A 13,051-nucleotide genomic window follows, 5' to 3' on the forward strand; every position below is an offset into this window, starting at 1 on the left:
CTCAGGCCCGCGCGACGCGCGTGATCGACGACACCGGAAGCGTCCGCTCGACGTCGACGTTCCGGTCCAGTCCGCGCAGGCGCCCACCGCCGAGACCCGTCGCCTCGATCGTGAACTCCCGCTCGGTGCCGTCGGGCAGGCGCACCGCGACGACGAGGGTCGCGCGGGCGCGTACGGCCTGCTCGAGCTCCCGGCCGAGCCACGCGGCATCCGCATCGCCCGACTGCGCGGCGCGCAGGCGTGCGAGCAGATCGGCGTACACGTCGATGGGGTCGGGCGCGGGTTCGGGAGGCGTGCCGAGGCGGTGCCGGTCGAGCGTGCGGTGCTCGCCGTCGGCGTCGACCGCGATGACGGGGTAGCGAGCGTCGGCGATCATCCAGAACGCGGTGTCGGGGCTCGAGCGGGTGATCAGCGCCTCTCCGTCGGGGATGAGGCCGAGCGGCCGGAGCGCCTGGTCGACGGCGATCGTCCGCAGGAGCGCGGGGTCATCGCTCGTGACCCGGGTGCGCGCCTCCCCGTCCGGCCCGACGCGCAGCGCGCCGTGCCGACTCGCCGAGCGGTCGATCTCGTACGCGAGCGGCTGCGGCAGCCCCGTGAGGGAGAGTTCGGTCAGGAACGCGCGGAGCGACTCGGCGCTCTCGCCGGCGGTGAGCGCGTCGGCAAGCGTCTCAGCGGTGAATCGATACGAGGATGCCTGGGCGCGCGACTCGCGCCGCGCCATCGACCGCAGGCGCACGTCGAGGTGAGGTGCGAGCGATCCCGGCGCGATCGCGGTGAGGTCGTTCTGCAGGAACACCTTGTCGACCTCGGGCGGGAGGAGCGCGATCAGCGCGTCGAGGTCGAGGTCGCCGCCGCTCGCCGACGGCGCCGACCACGCGGTCGGGGTGCCCGCGGGGCCGGTGATCGCCCACCGGCGCAGGAGCGCCGCGAGCGCGTCGGCCTGGGCGGGCCAGGACGGGTCGTAGGGGTAGGCGCCGGTCCATTCCGTCGGAGGCATCCATCCGCCCGCGCGGCCGCGCACGCCCGAGGGGAGGGCGTCGAGCAGGCGCGTCGCCACCTCGGCCCAGCGTGAGAGCGTACCGGTGCGCAGCCATTCGACGCCGGCAGGCGTCACGAGGAGCGTGCGCCCGTCCGCCGACAGCAGGCCTGCCCGTTCGGCGATGTCGACGATCTCATCGGCCGCGTCGGCGTCGGGGACGGCACCCGCCTCGATGAGGCGGCGCCTGTCGGCGGCGCCGAGGCTCCCCGCGCCGATGCGCGACAGCGGTGCGGCGAGGGTCTCGTGGAGGACGTCGGCGAGGGCGCTGACCGCTGCGAACGCGCGTTCCGCCGCGGCCGCATCCGGGTCGGCGGGCGGGCGCTCGGGCGATGCGGGCGGGACGACGCGGGGAGTCTGCGCGAGGGCGTCGGCCACGGCATCCCACACCGCACCGGCGTCGTCGACGAGCGCGAGCTCGTGCAGGCGCTCGCGCTCGGGACCCGCGGGGAGGGCGCCGGTGCCGACCGCCGCCTCGAGCGCGGCGACCTCGTCGGCCGTCAGGGTCGTGAGAGCACGTCCTATCGAGGCCGCGTCGAGCAGCTGCTCGGCCGCGTCGAAGGCGTCGGCCCACGACGCGGAGGGTGAGACGCGGCGGGCGGCGAACAGGCGCGCGAGGGCCGCATCGTCCCGCGTCGCGAGATCGTTCGCGAGGGTGCGGGCGTCGGTGGCGGCCACGGTCAGCGGCCCTTGCCGACCCGCGCCTTCCGGATGAAGGTCATGATGAGCACCGCCAGCAGGAGCAGGAACGCGACGATCGGTGCGATGTAGACGATCGTCCCGACGGCGGGCCAGACGCCCGAGCCGAAGTCGGCGCCCGCCTGCGTGCCGATGATGATCGCGAAGAAGCACACGATCGACAGCGCGAGCAGCCCCAGCGACATGAACGCGAGGATGCGGTCGATCCGCCGGACCGGGAGGTCTTCGGACGGAGCCGGTGTGCGGGGCGAGGAGGGCGACATCGGCACCAGCCTACTGCGTCGAGTCGCCCGCCGTCGCCGCCTCGGGCGGGGGTGGTGCCGTAGTCTGGTGCGGGGGCGATCCGTCCCCGGTCACGACAGCGCCCGCGCACCGCGGGCACGATCAGCGAGGTTCCAGATGCCCACCGGCAAGGTCAGGTTCTACGACGACGAGAAGGGGTTCGGCTTCATCACCACCGATGACGGCCAGGACGTCTTCCTGCACGCCTCGGCCCTCCCCGCGGGGACGGTCGTGAAGACCGGCACGCGACTGGAGTTCGGCGTCGCCGATGGCAAGCGCGGACTTCAGGCGCTCTCGGTGCGCGTGCTCGATGCGCCCGTCACCCTCGCCAAGCGCAACCGTCCCAAGCCCGACGACATGGCCGTCATCATCGAAGACGTCGTGAAGCTCCTCGACAAGGTCGGGGGCGACCTCCGCCGCGGGCACTACCCGAGCGGCGCCCAGGGCGCGAAGGTCGCGGCGATCCTGCGCAAGGTGGCCGATGACCTCGACGCCTGACGTACCCGACGCCGACGCACGCCTCGTCGCCGCGCACGACCTCGCGCTGGCTGCGCTGCACGAGATCACCCCGGCATTCACCGTCGGCACCGCCTCGGGCTACACGGTCGAGGATGACGGGGTCGTGTCCCTGCGGTTCTCCAACACGATGGAGGGCTACCCGGGCTGGTTCTGGACCGTCTCGGTCGCCGTCGTCGATGACGCCGAGCCGACGGTGCTCGAGGCCGAGCTGCTGCCCGGCCAGGGCGCGCTGCTCGCGCCGGAATGGATCCCGTGGGCCGTGCGCCTCGCGGAGTACCAGGCCGCGCAGGCGGCGCTCGCCGCCGAGGCGGGCGACGGTGATGACCTCGACGACCTGGGCGGTCGTGACGCAGCGGACGGCGAGGATGCCGAGGACGACGTCGACGACGCGGACCTCGACGATCTCGAGGATCTCGACGCGGCCGATTTCGATGACGACGGCTCGCCGATCCTGCACGCCGGGGACGTCGACGGCGTCGACATCGACGAACTCGACGAGTCCGGCGACGACGACGAGGATGAGGACGAGTCTGAGGCTGACGAGGACGACGAATCCGAGGCTGACGAGGACGACGACGAGTCTGAGGACGATCCGGCCGAACGCTGACCGGCACCCACCGCGCCTGCGCCCGACCGGACCGTGTCGTGGTCAGCCGGTGACGGTGAACCGCACCGCCTGAAGCACCTCGTCGCGCGACGACGGGCCGATCAGCAGGTCGAAGTCACCCGGCTCCACGACGCGCTCGCCTCGTGCGTCGACGATCGAGCAGTCGCGGACGGGAACCATGATCTCGACGATGCGCTCCTCGCCGGGGGCGAGTTCGACGTGGGCGTAGGCCTTGAGCTCCTTGTCGGCCCAGCTGGCGGAGGTCACAGCATCGCGGACGTACGCCTGCACGACCTCGTGCGCTCGCCGGCTTCCGGTGTTGCGCACGGCGACCCGAGCACGCACGGTGTCGGCCGCCGTGAGGAGGGGAACCTCGATCTCGGGTTCGCCGTAGACGACGGTCGAGTACGACAGTCCCTCGCCGAACGCGTGCGGCGGACGCTGCGTCAGGTCGGCGTACCGGTCACCGTGCTGACCACGGATCTGGTTGTAGTACGTGGGCTGCTGACCCGCGTGGAGGGTGAACGAGATCGGGAGACGGCCCCGAGGCTCGATCTGCCCGAGCAGCAGCTCTGCGATCGCTCGTCCCCCCTGCATGCCGGGGTTCGCGACCCACACCAGTGACGCGTCGGCGACCGCGGGCGGCAGGACGAGCGGCTTCGAGGCGAGTAGGACCACGACGAGGGGCGTGCCGGTCGCGGCGAGCGCCTCGAGCAGCGCGCGCTGCCCGCCGATGAGTTCGAGGGTCGCGGTCGACCGTCCCTCGCCGACGAGCTCGATGCGGTCGCCGACGACGGCGACGACGACATCGGCATCCCGCGCCGCAGCGACCGCATCGGCGATCTGCGCGTCGTCGGGCTCGGCGGGAACGACGATCTTCGGCCGAGGCTGTCCGTCGGGGAAGAGCGCACCCGCGGGGTCGTCGACGAGGTGGAGGATGTCGGCGCCCGCGCGGTGGGTGACCGTCCAGTCGGCGGCTGCGAGCTCGCGGAGCCCGTCGAGCACGGTCGTGATCTGCGCGCGCGGTTGTCCGTCGGGCAGCCAGTCGACCTGTCCCGACGATCCCGCCCAGTCTCCGAGCTGCGTCTGCGCGTCGTCGGCGAGGGGGCCGACGACGGCGATCCGCCGCGGCGCCGACGCGGGCGCGAGAGGCAGGGTCCCGTCGTTGCGCAGCAGCACGAGGGAGCGCCTCGTGATCTCGAGGTTGAGGGCCGTGTGCTCCGGCGCGGCGACGACCTGCGAGATGCGAGCCATGTCCGGCATCCGCGGGTTCTCGAACAGACCCAGCTCGAACTTGAGCGTCAGGATTCGGGCGACGGCACGGTCGATGTCGGCTTCGTCGAGCATGCCGTCCTCGACCGCTTTCAGCGCGCCCTCGTAGAAGCCGGGCGTCGTCATGACGACGTCGTTGCCGGCCCGCACCGCGGCTGCCGCCGCGTGGGCGTAGTCGGGCTGCACCCGCTGTTCCCACACCATCCGACCGACGTTGTCCCAGTCGGTCACGAGCGCGCCGGTGTAGCCCCACTCGCCCCGCAGGACGTCGCTCAGGAGCCAGTCGTTGACGGTGATCGGGACGCCGTCGGTCGTCTGATAGCCGAGCATGAAGGTCGCGCACCCGGCGCGGGCGACGCGCTCGAACGGCGGCAGGAACCAGGACCTCAGCTTGCGGCGCGAGATGTCGGCCTCCGTGGCATCCCGCCCGCCCTGCGTCTCCGAATAGCCGGCGAAGTGCTTCGCGGTTGCGAGGATCGCCGTCTCGTCGGCCAGACCCTCGCCCTGATAGCCGCGTACCATCGCGGCGGCGAGCTCGCCGATGAGGAACGGGTCTTCCCCGAACGTCTCGTCCACGCGTCCCCAGCGGAGGTCCCGCGCGATGCAGAGCACGGGCGAGAAGGTCCAGTGGATGCCGGTGGCCGCCACTTCGATCGCGGTCGCGCGCGCGACCCGTTCGACGAGCTCCGGATCCCACGAGGCGGCCATGCCGAGCTGGGTGGGATAGATCGTCGCGCCCTCCCAGAACGAGTGCCCGTGGATGCAGTCCTCGCCGACGATCAGCGGGATGCGCAACCGCGTCCGGGCGGTGAGCTCGGCGGCGCGCAGCACCTTTTCGGGAGAGGTGTGCAGGATGGAACCGGCGTGACGTTCGAACACGATCTCGGTGAGGTCCTCGCGCGCGTCGGACTGCATCATCTGGCCGACCTTCTCGGGCAGCGTCATGCGTCCGAGCAGGTCGGCGACGCGCTGGGCGACGGGGAGCGTCGCGTCGAGATAGGGCTCGGTGCCCTTTGACGTGGTGCTCTGTGCGGCGGTGGTGGCCTGTGTGGTGGTGGCCTGTGCGGTGGTGGTGGGCTGTGCGGTGGTGGTCACGAAACGGATTCCTTGTCGGGGCGGGGAGAGACGGCGGAGCGGGCACGGACCGCGGTGACGGTCGACGTGGTGCTGAGCCCCTTCTTTCGGAGTGCGCGGGCCCGCTCGCCGGCGGAGCGCAGGCGCGGGTTGACGTACTCGTCGATGCCGAAGTTGATGAGGGAGAGGGCGACGCCGATCGCGGCGATGCACAGCCCCGGGGGCAGGTACCACCACCACTGGTTCTGCTGGAACGCGCCCTGCGCGGAGGCCCAGTTCAGGATGGTCCCCCAGTTGTAGGTGTTGACTGGGATGACGCCGATGTACGACAGGGTCGTGAGCCCGAGGATCGCCGCGGTGACGGTGCCCACGAAGCTTGCCGCGATGAGCGCCATGAGGTTCGGGAGCATCTCCACCGTGATGATGCGGCGGAGCGGTTCGCCGTTCGCCTTCGCAGCCTGGACGAAGTCGCGATTGCGCAGCGACATCGTCTGGGCGCGCAGCACGCGTGCGCCCCACGCCCACCCGACCAGCCCCAGGACGGCGGCGATCGCCCACAGCGGCGGGTCCTCGAAGATCGAGGCGACGATGATGATGAGCGGGATGCCGGGGATGACGAGGAACACGTTCGTCAGGGCCGAGAGGGACTCGCTCTTCCAGCCGCTCAGGTACCCCGAGATGACGCCGACGGTGATGGCGATGACCGTTGCGATCGCGGCGGCCAGGAAGCCGACCACGATGACGCCGCGGGTCCCGTGGATGACCTGGCTCAGAACGTCTTCGCCGATGTGGGTCGTGCCGAGCCAGTGCTCGGGCGAGGGCGGCTGGAATCGCGCCGCGTTGTTCACCTCGGTGGGGGAGTAGGGCGCGAGCACATCGGCGAAGATCGCGACGAAGACGAACACGGCGAGGATGACGAGTCCTGTGATCGACTTGCCGTTGCGGAACATCGCGAACGCCTCGCCCATGCGGGCACCGAAGCTCTTCGTGGTCGCCGGCGGGGGAGTCGTGTCCGCCTCGGTGACGGTCGCGGTCGGGGGCACGGTCATGGCTCAGACCTCCGTCTGACGGGTACGCGGGTCGAGGAACGCGTAGGCGATGTCGGCGAGGATGTTCGCGACGAGCACCGACACGGTGATGACGAGGAAGACGCCCTGCATGAGCGCGTAGTCCTTCGCATTGGTGGCATCGAGCAGCAGCTTCCCGACTCCGGGGTAGCTGAAGACCATCTCCATGACGATCGTGCCGCCGACGATGAAACCGATCGACAGGGCGAAGTTCTGGATCTGAGGGAGGACGGCGTTGCGGGCCGCGTACGCCCACAGCACGCGACGCTCCGGCATGCCCTTGGCCTGCGCCACCATGATGTAGTCCTCGTCGAGCACGGTCAGCATCATGTTGCGCATGCCGAGCATCCATCCGCCGAGTGAGGCGATCACGATGGTGACGGCGGGGAGCGTGCCGTGCAGGATGACCGAGCCGATGAACTCCCAAGACCACTCGGGAGACATGCCCACGCCGTACGCCTTGCCGATCGGGAACCACCTCAGGTTGACCGCGAACGCGGCGATCGCGAGCATGCCGAGCCAGAAGTAGGGGATCGTGCTGAGGAAGGTCGTGATCGGGATGAACACGTCGGCACGGCTGCCGCGGCGCCACCCGATGAGCGCGCCGCCGACCGTTCCGATCGCGAACGACAGGATCGTTGCGATCCCGACCAGTCCGATCGTCCACGGCAGCGCCTGCGCGATCACCTCGGTGACCGGCCGGAGTCCGCGCAGGAGCGAGACGCCGAGGTCGCCGCGCACCAGGTGTGCCCAGTAGTCGACGTACTGTTGCCAGAGCGAGGCATCGGTGTCGAGCCCCAGCATCGCGCGCAGGGCGTCGGCCGCCTCGGGGCTCACGTTCTTGTTGCGGGAGAGGTAGGCGGTGACGGCATCGCCCTTCATCATCCGGGGGAGGAAGAAGTTGATGGTGATGGCCGCCCACAGGGTGAACAGGTAGAACAGCGCCCGGCTGCCGAGGAACCGCCAGGGAACGCGCGTGCGTCCCTTCGCCGCTCTCGTCGCTGTCGTGCCGACCTCGAGCGCGTCGGCGGCGTCGGGATTCTCGGCGCTTTCGAGGAGGGGTGTCTCCATGGTGCTCATCGGGTGCCTCCGGAGTCGTGGGTCGCCGCGGCGGCGAAGTGCTTCTCGGGGTCGGGGGATGCGGCGCGAAGCTCGCGTGTGTAGGCGTGCTGCGGGTTCAGGATGACGTCGTCGGCAGGCCCCTGCTCGACGATGCGGCCCTGGTTCAGGACGATGATCTCGTCGCTGAAGTGGCGCGCCGTGGCGAGGTCGTGTGTGATGTAGAGCACCCCGAGCCCCTCTTCGCGCTGCAGATCGGCGAGGAGGTTGAGGACGCCGAGACGGATGGAGACGTCGAGCATCGAGACCGGCTCGTCGGCGACGAGCAGTCGCGGGCGCGATGCGAGGGCGCGGGCGATCGCGACGCGCTGGCGCTGGCCGCCCGACAGCTCGTGGGGACGGCGGTCGGTCACGGCATCCGGGCTCAGCCGCACCCGCTCCAGCAATCGGCGCACCTCTGTCTCGACCTCCTTCGACGGGACCACGTCGTCGAGGCGCAGCGGCCGCTCGATGTGGTAGCGGATCGAGTGATACGGGTTGAGCGAGGCGAACGGGTCCTGAAACACCATGCGCAGCTGCTGACGGTAGCGGCGGAGGCTGCGGCCGCGCCGGGGGATGGGGGACCCGTCGAGGAGGATCTCGCCGCTCGTGGGGCGTTCGAGCTGCGTCAGGATCTTCGCGATCGTCGACTTGCCGCTGCCGGACTGCCCGACGAGCCCGATCGTCTGCCCGGAGCGCAGGGTGAACGAGACGTCGTCGAGCGCCTTCATCTGGCCCGCTCCGCGGACGTTGTAGGTCTTGGTGATGTGGGAGAACTCCAGCACGGTCATCGCGCCACCACTCCTCTCTCGCCGGTGAGGCGCGGGAACGAAGAGAGCAGCGTCTTCGTGTAGTCGTTCTGCGGATCCGTCCAGATGTGCTCGGCGGTGTCGAGCTCGACGATTTCGCCTTCGCGCATGATGGCGATGCGGTCGCTGATCTCGAGGAGCAGGGGCAGATCGTGGGTGATGAAGATCACCGAGAAGCCGAACTCATGGCGCAGCTGGGAGATCTGACGGAGGATCTCCCGCTGCACGAGAACGTCGAGCGCCGTGGTCGGCTCATCCATGACCATGAGCTGGGGCCGCAGCGCGAGTGCCATGGCGATCATGACGCGCTGGCGCATTCCGCCGGAGAGTTCGTGCGGGTAGGATCGGGCGCGCTCCGCACCGACCTTGACGATCTCGAGAAGCTCGGCGATCTCGGTGCGACGCTGCTTGGACGTCATCTCCGGGCGGTGCACGATGAAGACGTCTTCGAGCTGGTCGCCGATGGGAGCGACCGGGTTGAGCGCGTTCATCGCCCCTTGGAACACCATCGAGATCTTGTCCCAGCGGAAGCGCCGCATCTGCTCGACGTCGAGCCCGTTGATGTCGACGTTCTCTCCCGAGGCGTCGTGGAAGACGACCGAGCCGCTTTCGATGACGGCGGGGGCCTTGAGCAGGCGCTGGATGCCGTAGGCGAGGGTGGTCTTCCCGCAGCCGGATTCCCCGGCGAGACCGAGGATCTCGCCGCGGCGCAGTTCGAGGGTGACGTTCTTGACGGCTTCGACAGGGGGATCGACGTCGTATACGACGGAGAAGTCTCTGATCGACAGGAGGTGTTCAGGCATGTGGGTGCGTGCTTTCGTGATGATCGCCGTGCTGCGGGGGCGGGCGGCCGCCCGCCCCCGCAGTCCGATCAGTTGGCCGGCTTCAGCTTCGTGAGAACCTGGACGATCCCCGGCTGGGTCGGGTCACCCGAGGTGTACTGGTCGTCCTCCGACGGCCAGCCCACGTAGTTGCGCGTGTTGAACTCGCCCAGCAGCGGGTGCGCGCCGAGCGGGATGGCCGGGACGTTCTCGACGAACGCCTTCTCCATCACGGCGAGGGCGCCCTGGCGCTCATCGTCCGACGAGGCGTTCGCGTAGGTGTTCAGCGCTTCTGTCACCGCCGGGTCGTCGAACCGACCGAAGTTGAACTGCGCCTTGCCGTCGACGATCCACTTCGGGTCCATCGTGGAGGTGTACAGGCCGTACGCGTTGCCGGTGTCCTCCAGCCAGTGGATGATCATGTCGAACGTGCCCTCTTGGCGGGCGGCGTCCCAGCCGCCCCAGTCGGGCTGGTCGATCTTGACTTCGATGCCGAGGCCCTTGTCGAGCTCTTCGGCCAGCAGCGACTGCTCGGTGTTCCAGTCGCTCCAGCCGGCGGGAACCGACACGGAGAATGTCACGACCTCGCCGTCGGGGTCGACGAGCTTGTCCGAGCCGTTCCACGTGTAGCCCGCGTCGGTGAGGATCTGCTTCGCCTTGTCGATGTCGACCTTGTACTCCTTGCCCTGGTAGTCGGGCAGGATCTCCTTGTCGAGGATCTCGCCGAGACCCGTCGGGCTCCAGATCGCCTGGCTCGCGCCTTCGCGGGCGATGTCCACATACGCCTGGCGGTCGATCGTCCACGCGAGCGCCTCGCGCAGCGCGACGTTGTTGAACGGCTTCTTCTGCAGGTTCATGAAAAGCGTCGCTGCACCCGCGGTCGGCGACACCAGGAACTGGTTGTGCTCGTCGGCGGCGAGGAAGCTCTTATCGATCTGCGGGATGAACGCCTGCGCCCAGTCGGCCTCGCCCGAGACGAGGGCGGTCGTCAGTGCGGCGTTGTCACCGTAGGAGACGTAGTGCAGCTCGGGGACGGCGAGGTCGCCGCCCCAGTAGTCGTCGTTGGCGGTGAGAGTGACCGACTCGGTCGACCAGTTGCTCAGGACGTACGGGCCCGTGCCCACCGCGGTGCCCTCGGCCGTGAGGGGGTCGGTGTTCGGATCGGAGATGTCCTTCCAGATGTGCTCGGGCACGATCGGGAAGTGCAGCACGCGGGCCTGCGCGGTGTACTTCGAGCTGTCGAACTCGATCGTGACGGTGTCGCCGTCGACGGTCACGTCCTTCAGGCCGAACGCGTTCGTGTCGTTGAGCTTGCCGTCGAGCACCTGGTTGAACGAGAACGCGATGTCCTCGGCGGTGAAGTCCTCGCCGTCGCTCCACGTCACGCCGTCGCGGGCGACCGCGGTCAGCTGGGTGTAGTCGTCGTTCCACTCCACCGACTTGGCCAGCCACGGCGTCGTGCCGAGATCGCCCGTCGGATTGACGAGTGCGAGCGACTCGAAGATGACCTTCGCGTAGCCGTACTTCGAGGCGGACGAGTCGCCGAGATAGGGATTGTTCGACTCCGTGGTGATCGCGCCGTCGGGCTTGGCGATCGTGAGCGCTGCGCCCGAGCCGGACGCACCGCCCTCGGAACTGCCGCTGCCTGCGCATCCGGTCAGGGCGAGGGCCGCGACCAGACCGACGGCAGCGAGGGAGGTTCTGAGCCTCATTGCTTCTCCTTCGTTGTGGACTCTCATAGCCGCCGGACGAAAGAGGACATCGTCACCTCGGCGCTGAGTGTGATTGCGGATTTAACTTACAATCAAGTAAGCAAGTAGGCAAGTGGTCGCACAGACGAGCCGATCGGGGTCGATAGACTCGCACCCGCCGCGACGAGAGGAGGGCGACGATGACCGCGACGCGACGTCAGCCGCGCTCACGCCCCGAGACGCTCGTCCGCCGTCGAGAGATCCTCGACGCGGCGGTGGACATCTTCGGCGCCAAGGGCTTTGCAGGAGGGACGCTGCAGGAGATCGCCGATCAGGTCGGCATGACCCACGCCGGCATCCTGCACCACTTCGGCTCGAAGGAGCAGCTCCTCCTCGCTGTTCTCGCCCATCGCGACGCGACCGACGTCGCGCACCTCGACGGTCAGCACATTCCCGACGGGATGCCGCTGTTCCGCCACCTCGTGCAGACGGCGTTCCAGAACGCCGACCAGGGTGGAATAGTGCAGGCGTACGCCGTGCTCTCCGCAGAGTCGGTGACCGACGACCACCCCGGCCGCCCGTACTTCGAGGAGCGCTACGCCACGCTGCGCGCCGAAGTCGCCGAGGCGTTCGCGGTGGTCTGCGCCGAGCGCGGGATCGACGATCCACAGCAGGTGGCGGATGCCTCGGCGGCGATCCTCGCCGTCATGGACGGCCTCCAGGTGCAGTGGCTCCTCGATCGCCGGTCTATCGATCTCGGTCGCGCATCGCAGTTCGCGATCGAAGCCATCGTCTCAGCGGTGCTCTCTCCGCAGTCGTCGCCGCTGGACGCGGACGGCTGAGGAGCATCCGGCGGCAGTCAGCCCCGCTGGCCCTCGACCGTGTACTCGATGCACTTGACGAGCTGACGCACGTCGTCGGGCTCGATCGACACGAACGTCGCGATGCGCAGCTGGTTGCGCCCCAGCTTGCGGTACGGCTCGATGTCGACGATGTCGTTCGAGCGGAGGCTCGAGGCGATGGCTGCGGCATCCACGCCCTCGTCGAAATCGATCGTGACGACCACGGGCGAGCGGTCTGCGGGGTCGGCGACGAACGGCGTCGCGTAGGGCACCGACTCGGCCCAGTCGTAGAGGACCGACGAGGACTCCGCGGTGCGCGAGGATGCCCAGCCCAGCCCGCCGTTCTCGTTGATCCACTCGAGCTGCTTGTCGAGGAGGAAGAGCGTCGCGACGGCGGGGGTGTTGAGCGTCTGGTTGAGGCGCGAGTTGTCGAGCGCGTTCTTCAGGCTCAGGAACTCGGGGATGTACCGGCCCGATGCGGCGACGCGCTCGATGCGCTCGATCGCGGCGGGGGAGACGGCGGCGAACCACAGGCCGCCGTCGGAGCCGAGGTTCTTCTGCGGGGCGAAGTAGTAGACGTCCGCCTCGGTGATGCGGACGTTGATGCCGCCGGCGGCGCTCGTCGCGTCGATGACGGTGAGCGCGCCCTCGTCGCCGCGCACGCGGGTGACGGGGGCGGCGACGCCGGTCGAGGTCTCGTTGTGCGGCCACGCGTAGACGTCGACGCCCGCGACGGCCTCGGCGACCGTGCTCGTGCCCGGCTCCGCCTTGCGGACGTCGGGGGCCTCGAGCCAGGGGGCGGCGGCCGCGGCGGCGAACTTGCCGCCGAATTCGCCGAAGACGAGGTTCTGCGCGCGCTTCTCGATGAGGCCGAACGCCGCGGCATCCCAGAACGCGGTCGAGCCGCCGTTGCCGACGATGATCTCGTACCCGTCGGGAAGGCGAAGGAGATCGGAGAGGCCCATGCGCACCTGGCCGACGAGGCTCTTGATCGGGGCCTGGCGGTGCGAGGTGCCCATGAGGACCGAACCGGGCCCGGCGAGGGCGGCGAGCTGGGCGGCGCGGACCTTCGAGGGTCCGCAGCCGAAGCGTCCGTCGGTGGGCAGGATCTCGCGGGGCAGCGTGACGTGGGCCATGGGTCCGATTGTAGGGGTGCGGGCGGGGGCGTTCCGCCGCCGGGCCGTCACAAACGGATAGGCTGGAGGTCCACCCCCGCACCGCGCTCCGACGCACC

The 13,051-nt window shown here is 69.6% G+C and carries 12 protein-coding genes; 3 read left to right on the plus strand and 9 right to left on the minus strand.

Annotated features, from left to right (window positions below):
* Position 1: 1 nt before the first annotated feature.
* Positions 2-1,714, minus strand: a complete 1,713-nt coding sequence (locus ACRVYW_RS13165; RefSeq protein WP_431805199.1) for a helicase-associated domain-containing protein — start codon at positions 1,712-1,714, stop codon at positions 2-4.
* Between the two features lie 2 nt (positions 1,715-1,716).
* Positions 1,717-1,998: a multidrug ABC transporter ATPase gene (locus ACRVYW_RS13170; RefSeq protein ID WP_431805200.1), complete on the minus strand. Its 282-nt coding sequence runs from the start codon at positions 1,996-1,998 to the stop codon at positions 1,717-1,719.
* 136 nt (positions 1,999-2,134) lie between these two features.
* Here ACRVYW_RS13170 and ACRVYW_RS13175 point away from each other — a divergent pair, with 136 nt between their 5' ends.
* Together ACRVYW_RS13175 and ACRVYW_RS13180 are read left to right on the plus strand one after the other, a co-directional pair.
* Positions 2,135-2,515, plus strand: coding sequence for a cold-shock protein (locus ACRVYW_RS13175; RefSeq protein ID WP_431805201.1), 381 nt, complete (start codon positions 2,135-2,137; stop codon positions 2,513-2,515).
* Positions 2,499-3,143, plus strand: a complete 645-nt coding sequence (locus ACRVYW_RS13180; RefSeq protein ID WP_431805202.1) for a DUF3027 domain-containing protein — start codon at positions 2,499-2,501, stop codon at positions 3,141-3,143. The genes ACRVYW_RS13175 and ACRVYW_RS13180 overlap by 17 nt, the downstream gene beginning before the upstream one ends.
* A gap of 42 nt (positions 3,144-3,185) precedes the next feature.
* Here the strand turns inward: ACRVYW_RS13180 and ACRVYW_RS13185 are convergent, their stop codons facing one another.
* The 6 genes from ACRVYW_RS13185 to ACRVYW_RS13210 all read right to left on the minus strand — a co-directional run bounded on the left by ACRVYW_RS13185 (position 3,186) and on the right by ACRVYW_RS13210 (position 10,996).
* Positions 3,186-5,372 (minus strand): glycoside hydrolase family 3 N-terminal domain-containing protein, encoded by a 2,187-nt coding sequence (locus tag ACRVYW_RS13185; RefSeq protein WP_431805250.1) that lies wholly within the window; start codon positions 5,370-5,372, stop codon positions 3,186-3,188.
* Between the two features lie 134 nt (positions 5,373-5,506).
* A complete protein-coding gene (locus ACRVYW_RS13190; protein WP_431805203.1) occupies positions 5,507-6,538 on the minus strand; it encodes an ABC transporter permease in 1,032 nt (343 codons plus the stop codon).
* Positions 6,539-6,541: 3 nt separating this feature from the next.
* Entirely contained in the window at positions 6,542-7,636 is a 1,095-nt protein-coding gene (locus tag ACRVYW_RS13195; protein WP_431805204.1) for an ABC transporter permease, read from the minus strand.
* The gene (locus tag ACRVYW_RS13200) at positions 7,633-8,445 is read right to left on the minus strand and encodes an ABC transporter ATP-binding protein (protein WP_431805205.1); all 813 of its coding nucleotides are present in this window, start codon (positions 8,443-8,445) and stop codon (positions 7,633-7,635) included. Before ACRVYW_RS13200 ends, ACRVYW_RS13195 begins: the two co-directional genes overlap by 4 nt.
* Positions 8,442-9,266, minus strand: a complete 825-nt coding sequence (locus ACRVYW_RS13205; RefSeq protein ID WP_431805206.1) for an ABC transporter ATP-binding protein — start codon at positions 9,264-9,266, stop codon at positions 8,442-8,444. The genes ACRVYW_RS13200 and ACRVYW_RS13205 overlap by 4 nt, the downstream gene beginning before the upstream one ends.
* A 68-nt stretch (positions 9,267-9,334) precedes the next feature.
* Entirely contained in the window at positions 9,335-10,996 is a 1,662-nt protein-coding gene (locus tag ACRVYW_RS13210; RefSeq protein WP_431805207.1) for an ABC transporter substrate-binding protein, read from the minus strand.
* A 179-nt stretch (positions 10,997-11,175) separates the two neighbouring features.
* Here ACRVYW_RS13210 and ACRVYW_RS13215 point away from each other — a divergent pair, with 179 nt between their 5' ends.
* Positions 11,176-11,817 (plus strand): TetR/AcrR family transcriptional regulator, encoded by a 642-nt coding sequence (locus ACRVYW_RS13215; protein ID WP_431805208.1) that lies wholly within the window; start codon positions 11,176-11,178, stop codon positions 11,815-11,817.
* Positions 11,818-11,834: 17 nt separating this feature from the next.
* On the opposite strand, the gene serC is transcribed toward ACRVYW_RS13215, so the two are convergent.
* On the minus strand, positions 11,835-12,953 hold the full coding sequence (serC, locus tag ACRVYW_RS13220) for a phosphoserine transaminase (protein ID WP_431805209.1): 1,119 nt from the start codon (positions 12,951-12,953) through the stop codon (positions 11,835-11,837).
* Positions 12,954-13,051: the final 98 nt, after the last annotated feature.

This window comes from Microbacterium sp. bgisy203 (assembly GCF_965345155.1).
Taxonomy (GTDB): domain Bacteria; phylum Actinomycetota; class Actinomycetes; order Actinomycetales; family Microbacteriaceae; genus Microbacterium.